General features: G+C 62.5%; 19 protein-coding genes. 5 read left to right on the forward strand and 14 right to left on the reverse strand.

Going from position 1 to position 20,841, the window contains the following annotated elements:
• Positions 1–9: 9 nt before the first annotated feature.
• From EZI54_RS09815 to EZI54_RS09825, 3 genes are read right to left on the reverse strand one after another with little or no spacing between them, the layout of a single operon-like run.
• Complete coding sequence (locus EZI54_RS09815; RefSeq protein ID WP_131481464.1) at positions 10–849, reverse strand: thymidylate synthase; 840 nt, start codon at positions 847–849, stop codon at positions 10–12.
• A complete protein-coding gene (gene lgt, locus EZI54_RS09820; RefSeq protein WP_131481466.1) occupies positions 846–1,634 on the reverse strand; it encodes a prolipoprotein diacylglyceryl transferase in 789 nt (262 codons plus the stop codon). Before lgt ends, EZI54_RS09815 begins: the two co-directional genes overlap by 4 nt.
• Before the next feature lie 27 nt (positions 1,635–1,661).
• Positions 1,662–2,444: a sulfite exporter TauE/SafE family protein gene (locus EZI54_RS09825; protein WP_242674410.1), complete on the reverse strand. Its 783-nt coding sequence runs from the start codon at positions 2,442–2,444 to the stop codon at positions 1,662–1,664.
• Between the two features lie 110 nt (positions 2,445–2,554).
• On the opposite strand from EZI54_RS09825, the gene EZI54_RS09830 reads away from it, so the two are divergent.
• Complete coding sequence (locus tag EZI54_RS09830; RefSeq protein ID WP_131481470.1) at positions 2,555–3,340, forward strand: NRDE family protein; 786 nt, start codon at positions 2,555–2,557, stop codon at positions 3,338–3,340.
• Here EZI54_RS09830 and EZI54_RS09835 read toward each other — a convergent pair.
• On the reverse strand, positions 3,319–3,891 hold the full coding sequence (locus tag EZI54_RS09835) for a PilZ domain-containing protein (RefSeq protein WP_131481472.1): 573 nt from the start codon (positions 3,889–3,891) through the stop codon (positions 3,319–3,321). The genes EZI54_RS09830 and EZI54_RS09835 overlap by 22 nt on opposite strands.
• Positions 3,892–4,011: 120 nt before the next feature.
• Between EZI54_RS09835 and EZI54_RS09840 the strand changes: the two genes are divergently transcribed.
• The 3 genes from EZI54_RS09840 (at position 4,012) to dxs (ending at position 7,173) form a co-directional block, all read left to right on the forward strand.
• Entirely contained in the window at positions 4,012–4,266 is a 255-nt protein-coding gene (locus tag EZI54_RS09840) for an exodeoxyribonuclease VII small subunit (protein WP_131481474.1), read from the forward strand.
• Entirely contained in the window at positions 4,263–5,156 is an 894-nt protein-coding gene (locus EZI54_RS09845; RefSeq protein WP_131481476.1) for a polyprenyl synthetase family protein, read from the forward strand. The genes EZI54_RS09840 and EZI54_RS09845 overlap by 4 nt, the downstream gene beginning before the upstream one ends.
• An 82-nt stretch (positions 5,157–5,238) precedes the next feature.
• The gene (gene dxs / locus EZI54_RS09850) at positions 5,239–7,173 is read left to right on the forward strand and encodes a 1-deoxy-D-xylulose-5-phosphate synthase (RefSeq protein WP_131481478.1); all 1,935 of its coding nucleotides are present in this window, start codon (positions 5,239–5,241) and stop codon (positions 7,171–7,173) included.
• Positions 7,174–7,793: 620 nt separating this feature from the next.
• Here the strand turns inward: dxs and ribA are convergent.
• The 7 genes from ribA to EZI54_RS09885 form a co-directional block, all read right to left on the reverse strand.
• Positions 7,794–8,402, reverse strand: a complete 609-nt coding sequence (gene ribA / locus EZI54_RS09855; RefSeq protein ID WP_131481480.1) for a GTP cyclohydrolase II — start codon at positions 8,400–8,402, stop codon at positions 7,794–7,796.
• 138 nt (positions 8,403–8,540) lie between these two features.
• Positions 8,541–9,533 carry a GTP 3',8-cyclase MoaA gene (moaA, locus tag EZI54_RS09860; RefSeq protein ID WP_131481482.1) on the reverse strand — a complete coding sequence of 331 codons (993 nt, stop codon included), beginning with the start codon at positions 9,531–9,533 and terminating at the stop codon, positions 8,541–8,543.
• A gap of 4 nt (positions 9,534–9,537) precedes the next feature.
• On the reverse strand, positions 9,538–10,017 hold the full coding sequence (moaC, locus tag EZI54_RS09865; RefSeq protein WP_131481484.1) for a cyclic pyranopterin monophosphate synthase MoaC: 480 nt from the start codon (positions 10,015–10,017) through the stop codon (positions 9,538–9,540).
• Positions 10,018–10,034: 17 nt separating this feature from the next.
• A complete protein-coding gene (locus EZI54_RS09870) occupies positions 10,035–10,985 on the reverse strand; it encodes a Nudix family hydrolase (protein WP_131481486.1) in 951 nt (316 codons plus the stop codon).
• A 1-nt stretch (position 10,986) separates the two neighbouring features.
• Positions 10,987–12,204: a bifunctional glutamate N-acetyltransferase/amino-acid acetyltransferase ArgJ gene (gene argJ, locus EZI54_RS09875; protein ID WP_131481488.1), complete on the reverse strand. Its 1,218-nt coding sequence runs from the start codon at positions 12,202–12,204 to the stop codon at positions 10,987–10,989.
• A gap of 190 nt (positions 12,205–12,394) precedes the next feature.
• The gene (gene secA / locus EZI54_RS09880; RefSeq protein WP_131481490.1) at positions 12,395–15,148 is read right to left on the reverse strand and encodes a preprotein translocase subunit SecA; all 2,754 of its coding nucleotides are present in this window, start codon (positions 15,146–15,148) and stop codon (positions 12,395–12,397) included.
• Between the two features lie 382 nt (positions 15,149–15,530).
• On the reverse strand, positions 15,531–16,469 hold the full coding sequence (locus tag EZI54_RS09885) for a M23 family metallopeptidase (RefSeq protein ID WP_131481492.1): 939 nt from the start codon (positions 16,467–16,469) through the stop codon (positions 15,531–15,533).
• A 295-nt stretch (positions 16,470–16,764) separates the two neighbouring features.
• Between EZI54_RS09885 and EZI54_RS09890 the strand changes: the two genes are divergently transcribed.
• On the forward strand, positions 16,765–17,220 hold the full coding sequence (locus EZI54_RS09890) for a DciA family protein (RefSeq protein WP_131481494.1): 456 nt from the start codon (positions 16,765–16,767) through the stop codon (positions 17,218–17,220).
• 10 nt (positions 17,221–17,230) lie between these two features.
• Here the strand turns inward: EZI54_RS09890 and lpxC are convergent, their stop codons facing one another.
• From lpxC to ftsA, 3 genes are all read right to left on the reverse strand, one after another.
• Positions 17,231–18,148 (reverse strand): UDP-3-O-acyl-N-acetylglucosamine deacetylase, encoded by a 918-nt coding sequence (gene lpxC, locus EZI54_RS09895; RefSeq protein WP_131481496.1) that lies wholly within the window; start codon positions 18,146–18,148, stop codon positions 17,231–17,233.
• Positions 18,149–18,318: 170 nt separating this feature from the next.
• Positions 18,319–19,476: a cell division protein FtsZ gene (gene ftsZ, locus EZI54_RS09900; protein WP_131481498.1), complete on the reverse strand. Its 1,158-nt coding sequence runs from the start codon at positions 19,474–19,476 to the stop codon at positions 18,319–18,321.
• A gap of 110 nt (positions 19,477–19,586) precedes the next feature.
• Complete coding sequence (ftsA, locus tag EZI54_RS09905) at positions 19,587–20,822, reverse strand: cell division protein FtsA (RefSeq protein ID WP_131481500.1); 1,236 nt, start codon at positions 20,820–20,822, stop codon at positions 19,587–19,589.
• Positions 20,823–20,841: the final 19 nt, after the last annotated feature.

A 20,841-nucleotide genomic window follows, 5' to 3' on the forward strand; every position in this document is an offset into this window, starting at 1 on the left:
CTCAACTCCTCAGATGGCAATCGGGGCCTTGATGACCGGCAGCGGGTCATAGTCCTCGAATTCAAAGTCTTCCAGCTCATAGTCGAACAGGCTGGCCGGCTTGCGCCGGATGTTCAGCTTCGGCCGCGGGCGCGGCTCGCGCTTGAGCTGTTCGAACACGATGTCGTCCGTCAGGTGGTTCTGGTACAGGTGACAGTCACCAAAGGTATGCACGAACTCACCCACATCCAGATCGCACTGCTGGGCAATCATATGGGTCAGCAGGCTGTAGGACGCGATATTGAACGGCACCCCCAGGAACAGGTCGGCGCTGCGCTGGTAGAGCTGGCAGGATAGCTTGCCGTTGGCCACGTAGAACTGGAACAGGCAATGACACGGGGCCAGCGCCATGCGGCCCTGTTCGACGTTGCCCTGCGGGCTGACGGACTCGTCCGGCAGTTCCGCCGGGTTCCATGCCGACACGATCAGGCGACGGGAGGTGGGCTTGACCCGGATCTGCTGCACCACGTCACTGATCTGGTCCACCACCTCGCCGTTCGGACACCGCCAACTGCGCCACTGCTTGCCATAGATCGGCCCCAGGTCGCCGTTCTCCAGCGCCCACTCATTCCAGATACTGACCTTGCGCTCGCGCAGCCAGTTGTTGTCGGTGGAGCCGTTCAGGAACCAGAGCAACTCGTAGATGATGCTGCGCAGGTGCACCTTCTTGGTGGTGACCAGCGGAAAGCCCTCACCCAGGTCGAAACGTATCTGGCGGCCAAATACCGAGCGCGTGCCCACGCCGGTCCGGTCGCCCCGGTCGGTGCCGTTCTCGACCACGTCACGCATCAGGTCCAGGTAGGCTTTCATCGCGTTTTGCTCCTGTATGCCCAAATCATCAATACAACACCGGCCAGCAGCATCGGCAGGGACAGGATCTGCCCCATCGTCACCCAGTCGAAGGCCAGGAACCCGAGCTGGGCATCCGGCTGCCGGAAGAATTCCGCCAGGATGCGGAAGCAGGCGTAGCCAACCAGGAAAAGGCCGGACACCGCCATACGCGGGCGCTGCTTGCTGGAGAACACCCACAGGATGATAAACAGCAGCACCCCTTCCATGGCAAATTCGTAGAGCTGGGACGGGTGGCGGGGCAGCGCGTCCGGCGCCGTCGGGAAAACCATGGCCCAGGGCACGTCCGTCGGCCGCCCCCAGAGCTCGCCGTTGATAAAGTTGCCGATCCTACCGGCTCCCAATCCCACAGGCACCAGTGGCGCGACGAAATCGGCAATCCTGAAGAAACCGCAGTTCATCTTGCGGCCGAACCACCACATCGCCAGCATGACGCCGACCAGTCCACCGTGGAAGGACATGCCGCCCTCCCAGACCCGGAACAGCCACAGCGGATCGGCCAGGAAGGTATCGAAGTTGTAGAAGATCACATAGCCGAAGCGTCCGCCCAACACCACACCCAGCGCAATGTAGAACAGCAGGTCCCCCATCTGTTCCTCGTTGACGGGCGACCAGGGTTTACGGGTGCGGAGGCGACCCAGCCACCAGCCCACCACGAAGCCCACCAGGTAGGTCAGGCCATACCAGTGAATCTTCAACGGGCCGATGGAGACAGCAATCGGGTCAATCTGTGGATAACGCAGCATGCAGTTTCTCTCGTTAATGGAAGCCGGTCAGATCAGGAAGCGGACGCCCACTACCAGCAGGACCATGGCAAAAATCCGTTTCAGTAACATGGCATCCAGCCGATGGGCCAGTGCCGCACCCACCCGGGCAAACAGGACACTGGTGGCCACAATGCCGATCAATGCCGGCAGGTAGATAAAGCCCAGGCTGTATTCGGGCAACGTCGGCACCCGCCAGCCGGTGGCGATGTTGGTCAGCGCGCCGGCTACGGCGATGGGTAGCCCGCAGGCGGACGACGTCCCCACCGCACGCTGCATGCGCACGTTGCACCAGCTCAGGAACGGCACCGTGAGTGTTCCGCCGCCGATCCCGAAGATTGCGGAAACCCAGCCGATCCCGCTGCCGGCAGCCACCAGGCCCGGCTTGCCCGGCACGGCACGTCCCGGTTTGGGTTTGACGTCGAACAGCATCTTGAGCCCGACCAGAATGACAAAGACGCCGATGATCAGTTCCAGTGCGGCACCGGATAACAGCGACGCGGTCCAGGCGCCGACCATGGCTCCGATCACGATCCCCACCGCCATCGACCGGAAGACCGGCCAGTCCACCGCACTGCGCCGGTGATGGGAGCGAACGGAACTGATGGACGTAAAGACGATGGTGGCCAGGGACGTCCCGACCGCCAGGTGAGCAGCAATCGCCGGATCGAGCCCCTGCAACCCAAAGCTGAAGATCAGCACCGGCACGATCACCAGGCCGCCACCGATGCCGAACAGACCGGCCAATGCACCTGCGAAGGCACCCAGTACCAGGTAGATTGCAAACAGTATGGCCAGGCTCATGATGCCATCGCTCCGATAGCCAGCATAAAGGCCCGTATGATACACAGGGGAGACTTCGGGTTCACTGCACCGTCCCCAGAAACCAACCGGAAATCACGATGTGCCTCATCCTGTTTGCCATTGGCCAGCACCCTGACCTGCCGCTGGTGGTCGCCGCCAACCGCGACGAATTCTACCAGCGCCCGACCCGCGCCATGCACTGGTGGTCCTCTCCGGAGATGCTGGCCGGTCGCGACGAACAATCCGGCGGTACCTGGCTGGGCGTGACCCGGGACGGTCGGGTGGCCGCAGTGACCAATTTCCGTGACGGGCAGCCGGAGCGGGGCGACTGGTCCCGGGGACAGTTGCCAATCCAGGCGCTGACGGAGGACGTCGACTCACTGGACCAGCACCTGCGGGACAGCACCGACCGTTTCGCGGGCTACAACCTGATCCGCGTGGACGATCGCCAGGGCTGGTATTTCAGTAACCGGGACAGTCATCCCGGCCGCGCCCTGCACCGCGGCGTCTACGGCCTGAGCAACCACCTGCTGCAGAGCCCATGGCCGAAACTGGTGCGGTTACGCAGGACCCTGCATGATCGTCTGCACGACACGCCACGGGAACAGCTGCATCCGGTCCTGATCGAGGCCCTCATGGATACCACGCCGGCACCGGACGACTTCCTGCCGGATACCGGGATCGGTCTTGAGCGGGAACGTTTCCTGTCGTCGCCGTTCATTCGCAGCCAGACCTATGGCACACGGGCCACCACCATCGTCTCGGTGCACCGGGACGGGACCGTGGCGGTCACCGAACAGGAATGGTTACGCGGCGGCGAGCCGGGCGGACGTCAGACGTTCAACTGGCAGCGGGATGCCGTTCACTCATCCGGCTCGGACTGAGACGCCCCGTCGCGCTGGCGCAAACGGGCACTCTGCAAGCGCAGGATGTGGCTCATGAGCAACTCCTGGTCCGCCTCGGTGATGCGTTCGATATCGAGGCGCAGGTAGCCGGCGTCCGGGCCGTCGGAGGCCACCACCCGGGTTAACGCGCGAATGGTCCGTCGCTCCGGATGGAACAGCAGGTCCACCAGCACCATTTCGCCCACCGCCAATGTCTCCCCGACGGCAAAGGCAAAGCCGCTGCCGGAAAGACTGACGTCCCGGGTCACCAGGGTCGCCGGGCGCTCGCCGTCCAGCCCCAGTCCGGCACCTTCCAGCGCCAGGTCCAGTTTGCGGTTGAGCAGATCCGCCACCTCCAGGACCTCCGGCGCGGCGACCGCCAGCTTGGCCAGGGCCTGGTCCAGCATCAGTTCCAGATCCGCCAGCCGCGAGCGCAGTGACAGATCCGATAACTCACCGGCCACCGACCCGCCGTCGGACAACCGCATGTAACGCAGCGCGACCCGGTCATCGACCCGGTAGTACCGCCTGCGCTCCTCGCCCTGCCACATAGCCTGCTCCAACCGATATTTTCCATAGAGGATAGCCGTCTCCGCCGCTATAGGAAACGCAAACCGGTCGCGCTCTGGTATACTCCGCCGCAAACAGACCTGCCGCGGAGAACCCCCGTCATGACTGACGAAACCGGCGTCACCATTGCCGACTTCGAAAAATCCCTCAATGAGCTTGAAGCCCTGGTCCGCGACCTGGAGCAGGGGGACCTGCCCCTGGAGAAATCCCTGGCGGCGTTCGAGCGCGGCGTCCGGTTGACCCGCGAGTGTCAGCAGGCGCTGCGACAGGCGGAACAGCGGGTGGAAAAGCTGGTCAAGGCCGACGGTGACGAATTCGTCACCCAACCGTTCCATGAGGACGACGACGGGCAATGAGCAGCCAACCGATGAGCGAACTGCAGGTCCAGTGGCGCACCGTCATCGAAGCCACCCTGGACCGCTGGCTGGATGATCCCGAGGGCCCCGCCCCCCGCCTGCAGGAAGCAATGCGTTACGCGGTCCTGGGCGGCGGCAAGCGGATCCGTCCCATCCTGGCCATGGCCTCGGCAATGACCATCGGCCACCCTCCGGATACCGCCCTTGTGCCTGGCTGCGCCGTTGAACTGATCCACGCCTATTCACTGATCCACGATGATTTGCCGGCCATGGACGACGACGCCCTGCGCCGCGGCAAACCCACGGTTCACGTCGCCTACGACGAAGCCACCGCGATTCTGGCCGGCGACGCCCTGCAAACCCTCGCGTTTGAAGTGATCGGCTCCGAGGGTGATTACAGCGCGCCCACACGCGTGCGGATGTTGCAGATCCTCAGCCGGGCCAGCGGCCAGGCGGGCATGGTCGGCGGGCAGGCCATCGACCTGGGTTCGGTGGGCCAGTCCCTGTCACTGGAGGATCTGCAGCGCATGCATCGCTGCAAGACCGGCGCCCTGATTGAAGCCAGCATCAGCCTGGGGGCGCTGGCCGCCGAAAGCGCCGACGAAGCCCAGATCGCTGCCCTGCGCAGCTACGGCCGGGCACTGGGTCTGGCGTTCCAGGTTCAGGACGACCTGCTGGATATCGAAGGCGCCACCGACACCATCGGCAAGCCCCAGGGATCGGATGCCGCGCGCAACAAGCCCACCTATCCGGCGTGCCTGGGTATTGACGGCACCCGCGATCATCTTCGATCCTTGCAGGAACAAGCCGTCTCGGCGCTCGCAGTATTTGGTCGCAGCGCCGATCCGCTGCGCCAGATCGCCGATTTCGTCGTCACGCGGACGCATTGAGCGACATTTCCAAACGGAAATGTGAAAGTCCGGTGACCGATCCCGTATAATCGCCCCATATCGATTCAGAAGATCAGAGCGGATGCAGGACACAACCACATTTAAGGAGATTCCATCTCGCCAGCCCAACACGCCACTGTTGGACCGGGTCAACACACCCGATGAGCTGCGTGAGCTGAGCGAGGACCAGTTGCCACAACTGGCCCGCGAGCTCCGCGCGTTCCTGCTGTGGAGCGTGGGGCAGTCCGGCGGCCACTTTGGCGCGGGGCTGGGTGTGCTGGAATTGACCGTTGCCCTGCATTACGTCTTTAACACTCCGGACGACCGTCTGGTGTGGGACGTGGGCCACCAGGCCTATCCCCACAAGATCCTCACCGGTCGTCGCGCCCGCATGGGCACCATCCGCAAGAAGGACGGCCTGGCCGGTTTCCCCAAGCGCGGCGAGAGCGATTACGACACCTTCGGCGTGGGTCACTCCAGCACCTCCATCAGTGCGGCACTCGGCATGGCGATTGCGGCCCGTATGCAGCAGTCCCGGCGCAAGAGTATCGCCGTGATCGGCGATGGTGCGATGACCGCGGGCATGGCCTTCGAGGCCCTGACCCACGCCGGTCACCTGCGCACCAACATGCTGGTGATCCTCAACGACAACGATATGTCGATCTCCCAGAACGTGGGCGGCCTCTCCAGCTATTTTGCCAAGCTGCTGGCGAGCCGGACCTACAACCAAGTCCGCGATGGCAGCAAGAAATTCCTGCAGGGGGCGCCCAACCTGATGGCGCTGGCGCGCAAGACCGAGGAGCATTTCAAGGGCCTGATCTCCGGCGGCACCTTCTTCGAGGAACTGGGCTTCAACTACATCGGCCCGATCGACGGTCATGACCTGCCGCTGCTGATCGACACGCTGCAGAACATCCGCGACCTGGACGGCCCGCAGTTCCTGCATGTGGTCACCAAGAAGGGCAAGGGCTTTGCCCCGGCCGAAGCGGATCCCATTGGCTACCATGCCATCAACAAGATCGAGCCGAAGCCACCGGTCAAACCGGCGGACAGCAAGCCGGCGCCGAAACTGCCGAAGTACGCCAATGTATTTGGCCAGTGGCTGTGCGACACGGCGGAGCAGGACGAACGCGTGGTGGGCATTACGCCGGCCATGTGCGAAGGCTCTGACCTGGTCAGGTTCAGCCAACGCTTTCCCGAGCGCTATTACGACGTCGCCATCGCCGAGCAGCACGCGGTCACCCTGGCGGCCGGCCTGGCCTGCGACGGCGCCAAACCGGTGGTAGCCATCTATTCCACCTTCCTGCAACGCGCCTACGACCAGTTGATCCATGACGTCGCGATCCAGAACCTGGACGTCCTGTTCGCCATCGACCGCGCCGGTCTGGTGGGCGAAGACGGCCCCACGCACGGCGGGGCTTTCGACATCAGCTACCTGCGCTGTATTCCCAACATGGTGGTGATGGCGCCCTCGGACGAAAACGAGACCCGCCTGCTGCTGCAGACCGGTCTGGCCCATCGAGGCCCGGCGTCGGTTCGTTATCCCCGCGGTACCGGTCCCGGCGCGGTGATCGATACCGCCTTGCAAACGGCGCCCATTGGCAAGGGCCGGATCGTCCGCGAGGGCAAGCGCATTGCGCTCCTCAACTTCGGCACCCTGCTCTCAACCGCGCTGCCGGCCGCTGAAGCGCTGGACGCCACGGTTGCGGACATGCGATTCGTAAAACCCCTGGATACCGACCTGATCCGGGATCTCGTGGAAAAACACGACCTGATCGTGACGCTGGAAGAAAACGTAGTAGCCGGCGGTGCCGGCAGTGCCGTGTCCGAATACCTCAACGGGGAAGGCATCGAAGCGTCACTGCTGCAAATCGGCCTGCCGGACCAGTTCATCGAACACGGCAAGCACGGCGAACAGCTTGAGGAATGCGGCCTGACCACCCAGTCCATCCAGGCACGGATCGAGGATCGCCTGACCCAGATGAGCGATCTGAAGGCGTTGCGGGCGGTTAAATAGCCCGGAGCTTCAGATCGTAGGCTGACGCAGGAAGCCCAACAGGCCGGGTTTGCGGCCAATCTCATCCCATCCAATGGTTGCCAAGCCGGTTTTTGAGAACCCGTGTTCCAAGCATGCCCACGATAACGGGAACGTCCGGTGCCCGCTTATTGTTGGGCGTCCTGCGTCAGCTCAACCTACGTGACTATCCCGCCCTTTAAGCATTTCATTCGGGGCACCTTCGGTGCCTAAGAAGCTGAAGCTTCTGCTACATGCTTGAGCTGGCCCTGAAATGTAGCCGAAGCTTCAGAGGGTGTTGTAAAAGCTTTCGGGTAAAAGCCTCTCTCCCCTGGCGGGGTGCAGGCGGAAACAGCGAAGCATCGCTTCGCCCGCCGGAACGCCCACAGCCTCTGGATTTGGGCCGGGGCGCGGAGCGGAGGTTTGGAGAGAGGGGGTCGAGGCGAAAGCCTCGCCGGACATAATCGCCTGCGATAGAAGGGCGCCTGGACGGCGCCCCCCTCTCCCTCGAGGGGAGAGGGAGTGTACGACGCAACTTTTGGAATACTGGGGCTTTTGCAACACCCTCTTCAGCTTTGGAGCAGCCCGCCGGGGCTGCCCTTCTTCCCTGTATCGCTGATCACTCAGGGCTCATCGTCCTGATGCGTCTCCAGCCAGTGGCCCAGCTTGCTCTGCTTGGTGTCGAGGTAATTCTCGTTGTGGGGATTGCGGCCGACATGCAGCGGCACCCGTTCGACGATGTCAATGCCCAGGCCGCGCAGGGCGTTGACCTTGCGGGGGTTGTTGGTCATCAGCTTGAGGCGGGCGATGCCCAGGTGATCCAACATGTCCTTGCACATGCTGTAGTCCCGCAGATCCGCCGCAAAGCCCAGTTGCTCATTGGCCTCGACGGTATCGGCGCCCTGGTCCTGCAGGTGATAGGCGCGGATCTTGTTCAGTAGGCCAATGCCGCGGCCTTCCTGGCGCAGGTACATGAGGATCCCCCGCCCCTCCCGGGCAATACTGCGTAACGCTTCTTCCAGTTGATAACCACAGTCACAGCGCATGCTGTACAGCGCGTCGCCGGTGAGGCATTCAGAGTGGGTGCGGGCCAACACGGGTGCATCCCCGTCGACAGACCCGAGGGTCAGGGCGACGTGCTCCTTGCCGGTGTCCGGTTCCTCGAACCCATGCATGTCGAAAACGCCGAAAGGCGTCGGGAGTCGGCAGCTCTGGACATAGCGAACGGCCACGGCGGTACCTCACTCAGATTAACAGGCGGCGCATTTTAGCAGAATGGGCGGGGTCGGCGTACCCTGAATGGTACGTAGTGTGCCGTGCGGTGGATTCGCTGATCGACTGCGCGGCACACCGAACGCAGGCGACGCGTATCAACCGCCCGTGGCGTTCATGAAACGCAGGATCTGGGGCTCGGCGTCGTGGGAGAAGTAATGCCGTTCGGGCTTGAGTGTCATGGCCTCGTGCAGCGCTCTCTGAACCGCCAGGTCGTCCCCCGGCCGCGACCGGATAATCTCCCGCAGGTCCATGGAGTGTTCATTGCCCAGACACAGCAACAGGCGCCCCTCCGTGGTCAGCCGCACCCGGTTGCAGTCGCCACAGAAATTATGACTGTGTGGCGAGATAAAGCCGATCCGGTTGGCGTGGCCCTCCACCTGCCAGTAGCGGGACGGCCCTCCGGTGTCATCGCCGACCGGTTGCAGGTCAAAGACCTGGCCCAGCGTCTCGCGAATCTCGTCACTGGAGCAGAATGCCTCGGCCCGGTCATGCTCGGTGATCACGCCCAGCGGCATCTCCTCGATAAAACTGATGTCGAGCCCCTTGTCCAGCGCAAAGCGTACCAGCGGCACCACTTCGTCGGCGTTACGCCCCTTGAGGACGACGGCGTTCAGCTTGGTGTGCTCGAACCCCGCCTGTTGGGCGGCATCAATACCGGCCAGCACCCGCTCCAGTTTGCCGATACGGGTCAGTTCCCGGAATCGCTCCGGGTCCAGGCTGTCGAGACTGATGTTGAGCCGGTCCACACCGGCCGCCTTGAGCGGTTCGGCAAACTCCTCCAGGCGGCCACCGTTAGTGGTCATGCACAGTTCACGCAGCCCCGGCAGCGCCTTCAGGCGTTCGGCCAGCCCGACCACACCGGGGCGCACCAGCGGTTCGCCACCGGTCAGACGAATCTTGCTGACGCCACAGGCCACCAGGTTGCGGGCAATGACTTCGATTTCCTCGAGGGACAGGATCTGGGACTTGGGCAGGAAGGTCATGTCCTCGGACATGCAGTACACGCAACGAAAATCGCAACGGTCCGTGACGGAAATGCGGACGTAGGTGACCTCCCGTCCGAAATTGTCCACCAGCGCTGCGGTCATGCCGTTACCCCCTTTTCCAATGGCCGGAGCGCCCGCCCTGTTTCTCAAGCAGACGCACATCCCGTATAACCATACCCCGGTCCACGGCCTTGCACATGTCGTAAAGCGTCAAAGCGGCGATGCTAACCGCCGTCAGCGCTTCCATTTCGACCCCGGTCTGCCCCGTCAGCCGGCACACGGCTTCCAGATGCACCCCGGTCTCGCCGTCACTCACCGGCGTCAGATGCACCTTCACCGACGTCAGGTTCAGGGCATGGCACAGCGGAATCAGTTCGTGGGTTTTCTTGGCCGCCATGATTCCGGCTATGCGGGCAGTGGCCAGAACGTCCCCCTTGGGGTGCTCGCCATCGACGATCATGGCGACCGTCTCCGGCCGCATCGCGATAAATCCTTCGGCACGTGCTTCACGGCTGGTGACGGCCTTATCCGTCACATCCACCATGCGTGCGGCGCCGGTCTCGTCCAGATGGGTCAGTTCACTCAATGGTTGCTCTCCCGGGTTCAACAATTCGACCACCAGGTGCCGATACCGGCGACACCCTGGGCCCCCGCCTCACGGGCCCTCTCCACATCCTCAAGGGACAGTCCGCCCAGCGCATAGACCGGCACCGTTGCCCTGGCCGCCAGTTCGGTGAAGCGCGGCCATCCCATGGGCACCGCATCCGGATGACTGGCGGTTTCGGCAACCGGTCCCAAGGTCACGAAATCGGCACCCAGATGCGCAGCGTGCGCCAGTTCGTCCTCCTGGTGACAGGATACGCCCAACACCCCGGAACTGGCCAACGGTCGGGTGTCCAGTCGCCGCGCCACATGCCAGGGCAGGTGAATGCCGGCCGCGGGAATCGACGCCAGGAGTGCCGGATCGCCATGCAGCATCAAACGGATCGAACGGGCCGAGCACCAGTCCAGCAACTGACCGGCCGCATCAAGATACGCGTCCCGGGATAACCAGGGAGCTCGAAACAGGCAGATCGACGGCCGCAGGGCCGCCAGGCGCCGGCAAGTGTGATCCACCAGCGCCGCCCCATCCATGCCGGCGTCCCCGGTGATCGGATACTGATGGGGCAATCGAAGCGCCCGGATAATCGGCCGGTTCGCCGCCGGGAAATCATCGTCATGCAGGGCGTCGACCGCCAGCCACTGCACCGGCTGCCCTTCCCGACCGTGGGGCTCGCCCTCGAACCGGTCGGTCTCCCACACGTCGAGAAAAACACGCTTGTCACCGTAGTCGTGGCGAATGCCGATCACCGGTCGCAGGTTCCGGGGATCGATACGGAGGCCGACTTCCTCGTCCAACTCCCGTACCAGGGCCTGCTGCACACGCTCTTCCGGCTCGACCTTGCCGCCGGGAAACTCCAGCAGCCCACCCTGATGCGCGTCATCAGGACGCCGGGCGATCAGGATGCGATCCCCCTGGCGCACCACACCGACCGCAACGTGCACTTCTTTCATATCAGGTCCGGTACTCGGCGTTGATGGTGACGTAGTCGTGGGACAGATCGCAGGTCCAGACCGTTTCACTCACATCGCCTCGCCCCAGGGCAATCCGGATGCCGATGTCGGATTGATCCATGATAGCCTGGCCCCGGGCCTCCGTGTAATCCGCGGCGCGACCTCCGTTACGCACCAGGGCCACGTCGCCCAGGTCGATTTCGATTCCGGTGAGATCCAGGTCCGGCACCCCGGCACGGCCGACGGCCGCGAGTATACGGCCCCAGTTCGGATCCGACGCGAACAGCGCCGTCTTCACCAGCGGGGAATGCGCCAGGGTGTAGGCCACATCCAGGGCTTCCTGCTGGTTCGCGGCCGTCTCCACCCGGATGGTGATGAACTTGGTCGCGCCTTCGCCATCCCGCACGATCGCGTGGGCCAGGGTCATGAAGATGTCTCGCAGGGCTTCGCGGAAGGCCGGCAGGTGTGGGCTGTCGGCAGTCAACTCGGGGGCCTGGCTCTTGCCGGTGGCCACCAGCATGCAACAGTCGTTGGTCGACGTATCGCCATCGATGGTGATGCGGTTGAACGACTGCTCCCCCAGTTCCGAGACCAGTGCCTGGAGCAGCGCCGGTTCGATGGCGATGTCGGTGGCGATAAAGCCCAGCATGGTCGCCATGTTGGGACGGATCATGCCGGCGCCTTTGCTGATCCCCGAGATGTGGACCGGCTGACCGTCAATCTCCAGACGACGGGTGGCTCCCTTGGGCAGGGTGTCCGTGGTCATGATGCCCTCGGCCGCTTCGGCCCAGCGGGTTTCCGACAGGCTGTCCAGCGCCTCCGGCAGGCCATTGCGGATTTTTTCAACCGGCAGCGGTTCGCCGATGACACCGGTTGAGAACGGCAGGACCTGCTGGGCCGTCACGCCGGACAGTTCCGCCAGCGCCGAACAGCATGCCTCGGCGTCCACCCGGCCCTGTTCGCCGTTTCCGGCGTTGGCGTTGCCGGTATTGATCATCAGGAAACGCGGCGCGGCCTGCCCCAGGTGATCCCGGGTCACCAGGACCGGCGCGGCACAGAACCGGTTACGCGTGAAGATACCGGCCACGCGGGCCCCCTCATCCAGTGCCATCAGGACCAGATCGCGGCGCCCCGGCTTCCTGATCCCGGCACGGGCAACCCCCAATCGCAGGCCCGCTACGGGGTAGAAATCCGGCAAAGGCCCCAAACCAACCGCCATGCTCAATCTCCTTGCTCGGGGATCCCTGGATCAATCCCGGCTGCCCTCGCGGGTCCGGAATGATTCAGGGGGTCCCTGGATACGAAAAACGTCCGCCATCCCGGTCCCGCCCCAGCGGTTCCGATTCAGCGGACGTCACCTGTTTCAGGGCGCCGCCCGAAGAACCGGGCCGCGCTTTTCCATACGCCTGTCAGGCCACCCGACCGTGACACTGCTTGTATTTCTTGCCCGACCCACACGGACAGGGCTCGTTGCGTCCCACCTTGCGCTCGCTGCGCACGTAGGTTTCCGGCTGCCCCTGGGCCTGCGGTTGCTGCCCATCGTCACCCTCTCCGGATGCCGACCGGGCGGTAGCCGTGGCGCTGGCCTGTTCGTGCTTCAGGTTGGCCGCCGCCATCTGGCGTTCCAGCTCTTCCCGGCGGCGCCGTTCGATCTCTTCCATTTCGGCCTCACCCTGCACCCGCACGTGGCAGAGAATCCGGGTCACGTCGCGCTTCATGGCATCCAGCATGCTCTCAAACAGGTTGAAGGCCTCACGCTTGTATTCCTGCTTCGGATTCTTCTGGGCATAGCCGCGCAGGTGAATACCTCGACGCAGATGATCCATGTTGGACAGGTGTTCCTTCCAAAGCGTATCCAGCACCTGCAGGAAAACCTGCTTCTCGAAGTTGCGCATGGCTTCGGCGCCGGCAATCTCTTCCTTCTCCCGGTAGACCTTGATGATCTCCTCGAGAATACGCTCCCGCAGATTCTCTTCGTACAGGCTCTGGTCTTCATCCAGCCACTTCTGGACCGGCAGGTCGACGGCCAACTCGGACTGCAGTTGGGCCTCGAGACCGGCGATGTCCCACTGCTCCGGCATACTTTGCGGCGGGATGTACTCGCTGATCACGCTATCGACGACATCGGCGCGAACGGTATCCACCAGTTCACTGATGTCTTCCGAGGCCATGACTTCATTGCGCTGTTCATAGATGACGCTACGCTGGTCGTTGGCAACGTCGTCGTATTCCAGCAGCGTCTTCCGCATGTCGAAGTTGCGACCCTCAACCTTGCGCTGGGACTTCTCGATGGCGTTGGTGACCATGCGGTGCTCGATGGCCTCACCTTTCTTCATGCCCATCGCCTGCATGATGTTCTTCACCCGGTCCGGGGCGAAGATACGCATCAGGTTGTCCTCCAGCGACAGGAAGAAGCGGGAGGAGCCCGGATCCCCCTGACGGCCGGCACGGCCACGGAGCTGGTTGTCGATGCGGCGGGATTCGTGACGCTCGGTGCCCACGATATGCAGACCGCCCGCTTCCAGCACCTTGTTGTGGGTCTCGGTCCATTCGGCCTTGACCCGGGCCACCTGCTCTTCGGTCGGATCCTCCAACTGGGCCACTTCCTCTTCCCAGTTGCCGCCGAGCACGATATCCGTACCCCGGCCCGCCATGTTGGTGGCGATGGTCACGGCGCCCGGCCGACCGGCCTGCGCAATCACATGGGCTTCCTTCTCGTGCTGCTTGGCGTTGAGCACCTGGTGCTCGATCTTGGCCTTGCGCAACAGCATCGACAGCAGTTCGGACGCTTCGATGGAGCCGGTTCCCACCAACACCGGACGGCCTTCGCTGGTGACGTCCTTGATCTCGTCGATGATCGCCTGGTACTTCTCTTCCTGGGTCAGGTAGACCAGATCGTTGTAGTCAATGCGCTGGATCGGCCGGTTGGGCGGGATAACCACCACATCCAGGCCATAGATCTGGCGGAACTCGAACGCTTCCGTATCCGCGGTACCGGTCATGCCGGCCAGCTTATTGTAGAGGCGGAAGTAGTTCTGGAAAGTGGTGGAAGCCAGGGTCTGGCTCTCGGCCTGGATGTTGACGCCCTCTTTTGCCTCGATCGCCTGGTGCAGCCCCTCACTCCAGCGACGGCCGGGCATGGTCCGACCGGTGTGCTCGTCAACGATGACGACCTGGCCACCCTGGACGATGTAGTCCACGTCCCGCTGGAACAGGTGATGCGCCCGCAACGCGGAATGGACGTGGTGAAGGAGGCTCAGGTTGGACGCCGAATAGAGGCTCTCTTCTTCACCCAGCAGCCCCTTCTCGATCAGCAGGTCCTCGACTTTCTCGTGACCGGCTTCGGTCAGTTCCACCTGGCGACTCTTCTCGTCGATGGTGAAATCACCGGAAGGCTCGCCCTCTTCCACCGGTTCGCCCTGCTCCAGGCTCGGCACCAGGGTGTTGACGGCCAGATAGATTTTGGAGCTGTCTTCCGCCGCACCGGAAATGATGAGTGGGGTACGGGCTTCGTCGATCAGGATGGAGTCGACCTCATCCACGATGGCGTAGTTCAGGCCGCGCTGTACCTTGTCAGCCGTGCTGAACGCCATGTTGTCGCGCAGGTAGTCGAAACCGAATTCGTTGTTGGTGCCATAGGTAATGTCGGCGGCATAGGCTTCCCGCTTGGCGGCGCTGTCCTGGCCCGCCACGATAACGCCCACCTGTAGCCCCAGGAAACGATAGAGCTTGCCCATCCACTCCGCATCCCGGGAGGCCAGGTAGTCGTTGACGGTCACGACATGGACGCCCTCTCCGGGCAAGGCGTTCAGGTAAACCGCCGCAGTAGCCACCAGCGTCTTACCCTCACCGGTCTTCATCTCGGCGATGCGGCCTTCGTGCAGCGTCATGGCCCCGATCATCTGGACATCGAAGTGACGCATGCCCAGCACCCGCTTGCCGGCTTCCCGTGCGGTAGCAAAGGCCTCGGGCAACAGCTGGTCCAGGGTTTCGCCTTCATCCAGCCGGCGACGGAACTCGGCCGTCTTGCCTTGCAGCTCAGTATCCGACAGCGCCCCGAAGGACTCTTCCAGTTCGTTGATCCTGGAGACGGTCTTCCGCATCCGCTTGATTTCTCGGGCGTTTTTACTGCCGAACAACTTCGTTGCGACCTTCGTGAACATAGACCACTGCTTCTTTGATTAACGAAATGCACCCAGCGACCCGGTCGGTCACAGGCACCTGCCAATTCAGGACCCCGTGCGGGGGAAGGCATCGTAGAGGACACCGCACCGAGGCACGATGGGACAAGGGGCTCCATCCCGGGAATGCCTTGAGAACCGCTGGAAAAACCGACTCGCGGACGTGAACCGGAAGGCCGCTTTTCCAGAAGTCCCCCTACAGAGACGGCATTCTAACCTTATTTCTTTTGTGGGCGAAAGGTAGGGCCATGTCCCCGGGCGATCGGTCACATTACAGGGTATTCGTGAGCCGCGAAACCGGCCGTTGCCCACAAAAAAGCCACTGGGGGCGAACCCGCAGTGGCTTTTACCGGTGACCGGCCATTCAGCGGCTGGCGCGCTGGATATAATCCTCGGGATCGAGCGCTTTACCGTTGCGCCGCACTTCGAAATGCACGTGCGGACCGGTTGAACGGCCCGTGCTGCCCATCTGCGCAACGACCTGCCCCTTCTCGACCACGTCACCGACGGACACATCCACCCTCTTGCAGTGTGCATAGCGGGTGCGCAGGCCATTGCCGTGATCGACCTCCACCAGGTTACCGTATCCGTGACGGTCGCCGGCCCAGGTCACCACACCGGCTGCCACGGCAATAATGTCACTGCCTTCCTTGCCGGCCAGGTCAACACCACTGTGCCAGGCACGCTTGCCAGTAAAGGGATCGGTACGATAACCATAGTGGGAGGATAACCAACCCCACTTGATCGGACGTCCCGCCACGAAACGCTCTTCCTCGATGCGCTCCCGGGACAACAGCTGATCGAGCAGGCGCAGTTGCTGCTCGCGGTTGCTGATGCGGGCATCGAGCTGGTCGATCATTGCACTCAGCTCCGGCGTCTGGAAGGACTCGCCACCACCGGGATCCTCCGGACCGCCGACCGCCGGCGCCTGGTCGAAATCGAACTCGCCGTTATCCAGGTGCGCGGATTCCACCAGACGCTGCCCCAGTGCATCAAGGCGCAACAAGCGCCCCTGCATCTGACCCAGGCGAAGCGTCAGGGCGTCCACCTGCTGACCGGTGGTTTCGCGCACATGCTGCAATTGCGCTTTCTGGTCGCTCAGTCGGGACTCCCAGCTTTTCACCAGTGACGCCGATGCCCCATAGGCAACCGGCTCCGGCGCCTTGGAGGCCATCCGGTAACCAATCCACCCTGCGCCACCGATCACCACCGCGCCCGCAAAGAGAGTGCAGGCGGCGACGGCAAAACCGACGTGCAGCGACCGGGACTTTCCGGGATTCTTGCCAACGAAAATAATGTTCATAGTTATTTGATCACATTCCCTGAACGCGACTGGTCTTGTCACCGCCAGCTAACGTCAAACACAACGCGCCTGACTGGCACCCGGGCCGGACCTTCCCACGCGGGACGACTCCGATACGGATACGATCAAGGCCCCCGACGTCTACCTTGAAACTGAGCTGGACAGGGACCATTTCAAGAGGGTAAAACCAGTCTAATACAGGCCACATCCACAAACCGTGCCAAATAGTAACCAATCGTAACGGGTACCGTCGAGTCCCGGCACGGCGCAGGGCACTGAATTCCGTGAGAATCCGATGAAACGCAAAACCCAACTGACACTGGATCCCAGCGACTCCCGGCATGAACCCAACCTGCGCCGGTTACTCGCGCACGCCGAGATCCACCGCAAGGCGGAGCGCGTCGTGCTGGATGCCATTCCAGCCAATCTGCGCGGGCATTGCCGCTTTCTCAGCTACCATGACGGGGATCTGGCCGTCTCTGCGGACGGCAGCGTCGTGGCCAGCCAGGTGCGACTGCGGCAACGGGAAATTCTGGCAGAGCTTAGAAAGGAGCCGGATTTCCAGTATGCCTGGCGCTTGAAGGTCAAGGTGGCGCCGCCGCGCCCCAAGGAACAGCCGGTCGTCACAAAGGAACCGCTGAGTGAGGAAAATGCCCGGCTCCTCGAGGAGGAAGCCGGGCATACGAAGGACGAAGGTTTACGCGAAGTTCTCGAAAAACTCTCCCGCCACGTCAAGGACGGGAAGGACTGAGCTTCCTGTCTCAGGCCTGGGACGCGAGAACGGGCTTGAGATACGAGATCGGAGCCGTGGCCTCATTCTCGAAGGTCACCACTTCCCACGCATCTTCTTCAGCCAGCAGCTTGCGCAGCAGCTTGTTGTTCAGGTCATGACCTGACTTCACGCCGCGGAATTCGCCGATCAGGCTGTTGCCCAACAGGTAAAGGTCGCCGATGGCGTCCAGTACCTTGTGTTTGACGAACTCATCTTCGTAGCGCAGGCCGTCTTCGTTGAGGATTTTGTAGTCGTCAACGACGATGGCGTTGTCCACACTGCCGCCCAGGGCCAGGTTCATGGAGCGCAACTTCTCGATATCGCGCATGAACCCGAAGGTGCGGGCCCGGCTGACTTCCTTCACGAACGACGTGCTGGAAAAGTCCACCGTGGCGTTCTGGGCACGGCCCTTGAAGACCGGATGGTCAAAATCGATACCGAAGCTGACCTTGAAGCCTTCGAAAGGCAGGAACGTCGCCTTCTTGTCGCCTTCTTCCAGCGCCACTTCCCGCTTGATGCGGATGAAACGCTTGGCTGCGTCCTGCTCGGCAATGCCCGCCGACTGCAGGAGGAAGACGAAAGGACCGGCACTGCCGTCCATGATGGGCACCTCGGCCGCACTCAGCTCCACGAAGCAATTGTCGATACCCAGTCCCGCCATGGCGGAGAGAAGATGCTCGACCGTTGCCACGCGAACGCCGTTCTTGACCAGGGTCGTGGACAGCATGGTTTCGCCGACGTTCTCAGCACACGCCTTGATCTCGACAACCGGATCCAGGTCCGTCCGCCGAAACACAATCCCTGTCTCGACCGGCGCAGGCTTGAGCGTCAGATAGACTTTCTCACCCGAGTGCAAACCGACACCGGTCGCACGGATGGTGTTTTTGAGCGTACGTTGTCTGATCATCGTACAAAAATCCGTCACAAATGTTAGATATTATTCGGGCAAAAACTGCGCGAAGCTTATCAGAAAGTCATACTGAACACCATTTAACCAATCGGTAATGTCCGAAGGCTATGACTATGGCCTTTCTAGCTTCTTTCTATTCTATCCCGAGTCCCTATTGAGACAGCTTATCAATCAGCCTGACGGCGCAGGAATGCGGGAATATCGAGATAATCCACGCTCTGCTCGTCGCCATCACGTTCCTGATCGATCGCCACATTACCGTTGGCCACAGCGCGACGACGCAGGACGGCCGGACGATCCAGCTGGTGATAGTCGGTCTTGCCGTCCAGGGTGCGCGTGTTGTCGACCACCTTGGTCGGCTTGTCGCGCTCGCCACCCAGACCGGTTGCAACCACGGTCACCTTCAGTTCGTCGGTCATTTCCGGATCGATCACGGTACCCACAACCACGGTCGCGGCATCAGAGGCAAATTCGCGAACGATATCGCCCACCTCGGAGAACTCGCCCAGGTTGAGATCCATACCAGCGGTGATGTTGACCAGGATGCCTTTTGCACCCTGCAGGTTGATGTCTTCCAGCAGCGGGCTGCGCACGGCGGCTTCGGCGGCTTCGCGGGCACGGTTCTCGCCAGTGGCGCGGGCGGTACCCATCATCGCCATGCCCATCTCGGACATCACGGTTTTCACGTCGGCAAAGTCGACGTTGATCATGCCGTTGCGGGTAATCAGGTCGGCAATGCCCTGTACCGCACCCAACAGCACGTCGTTGGCCGCGGCGAAGGCATCCAGCAGACTAGTCTTCTTACCCATTACTGCAAGCAGTTTTTCGTTAGGAATCGTAATCAGCGAGTCGACGCTGTCTTCCAGATCCTTCAGGCCGGACTCGGCCACGGTCATCCGCTTGCCGCCTTCGAAATTGAACGGCTTGGTGACCACCGCTACGGTCAGGATGCCCAGTTCACGGGCCACTTCCGCCACGATCGGCGCTGCACCGGTACCGGTACCGCCGCCCATGCCAGCGGTGATGAACACCATATCGGCACCCTGGAGGGCCTCGGCGATACGGTCACGGTCTTCCAGGGCAGCCTGGCGGCCGACTTCCGGATTGGCACCGGCGCCCAGCCCCTTGGTGATGTTGCCACCGAGCTGGATCACCTGCTTGGCTCCCATATCCGCCAGTGCCTGGGCGTCTGTGTTGGCGCAGATGAAATCCACACCTTCGATGTCGCTGGTGAGCATGTGACGAACGGCATTACCGCCACCACCACCGACGCCAATAACCTTGATGACTGCGTTCTGTTGAACGTTATCGACCAGTTCGAACATTTCCCCTACTCCTTCGTTATCTTTCCGGCCTTCGGTGACCGATATTTTTTCGAGAGACCTTCGTTTCTACTGCTCCGGCGATGCCGGTCATGCCACGTTTACCGGGTTCGTCAGAAATTCCCTGTGAACCAGGCTTTCATGCGCTCCAGCAGAGAGGGGGCATCCTCCTGCCTGAGCACCGGCCCCTTACCCAGATCCATCTGGCGGAACCCGTAGATCAACAACCCGACACCCGTGGCGTAGATCGGGTTATTGACTACATCTGTCATGCCGGATACCGCCTGCGGTGACGCCAGGCGCACCGGCATGTGGAAAATTTCCTCGGCCAACTCCACCACGCCTTCCATCGTGGAGGAGCCGCCGGTGATCACGACCCCGGCCGGGATCAGATCCTCGAACCCCGAGCGCCGCAGCTCCGCCTGAACCAGGGTGAACAGCTCCTCGTAGCGGGGTTCCACCACTTCGGCCAGGGCCTGGCGGGAGAGATCCCGCGGCGCACGCTCGCCCACGCTCGGCACCTTGATGGTTTCATCGGCGCCGGCAAGCTGGGTCAGCGCGCAGGCGTACTTGATCTTGATTTCCTCGGCGTTCTGGGTCGGCGTGCGCAACGCCATGGCGATGTCGTTGGTCACCTGATCACCGGCGATCGGGATCACCGCCGTGTGACGGATGGCGCCGCCGGTGAACACCGCGATGTCGGTCGTACCGCCGCCGACATCCACCACACACACGCCCAGTTCCTTCTCGTCCTCGGTCAGTACGGCATAGCTGGAGGCCAGTTGCTCGAGGATGATGTCGTCCACGTCCAGGCCGCAGCGGCGCACACACTTCTCAATGTTCTGCGACGCGTTCACCGCACAGGTGACCAGGTGCACCTTGGCCTCCAGGCGCACACCCGACATACCCAGCGGCTCCTTGATGCCCTCCTGGTTATCGATCACGAACTCCTGGGGCAGGATATGGAGCACTTTCTGGTCCGCGGGGATGGCCACCGCCTGGGCCGCGTCGATCACCCGGTCGATGTCCGCCTGGGTCACCTCCCGGTCCCGGATGGCAACGATGCCGTGGGAGTTGAGGCTGCGGATATGACTGCCCGCAATGCCGGCGTAGACCGAATGGATACGGCATCCGGCCATCAGCTCGGCTTCCTCGACCGCACGCTGGATCGCATGCACCGTGGTTTCGATGTTCACCACGACGCCGCGCTTGAGACCGCGGGACGGATGGGACCCGATCCCGACGATCTCGATCGTGCCATCGAGCTTGCGCTTGCCGACAATGGCCACCACCTTGGAGGTGCCAATATCCAGGCCGACAATCATGTTTTCCGTTTCATCCCCTGACATGTGCTCACCAATTGAATGG

Source organism: Marinobacter halodurans (genome assembly GCF_004327985.1).
In the GTDB taxonomy this organism is placed as follows: Bacteria; Pseudomonadota; Gammaproteobacteria; order Pseudomonadales; family Oleiphilaceae; genus Marinobacter_A; species Marinobacter_A halodurans.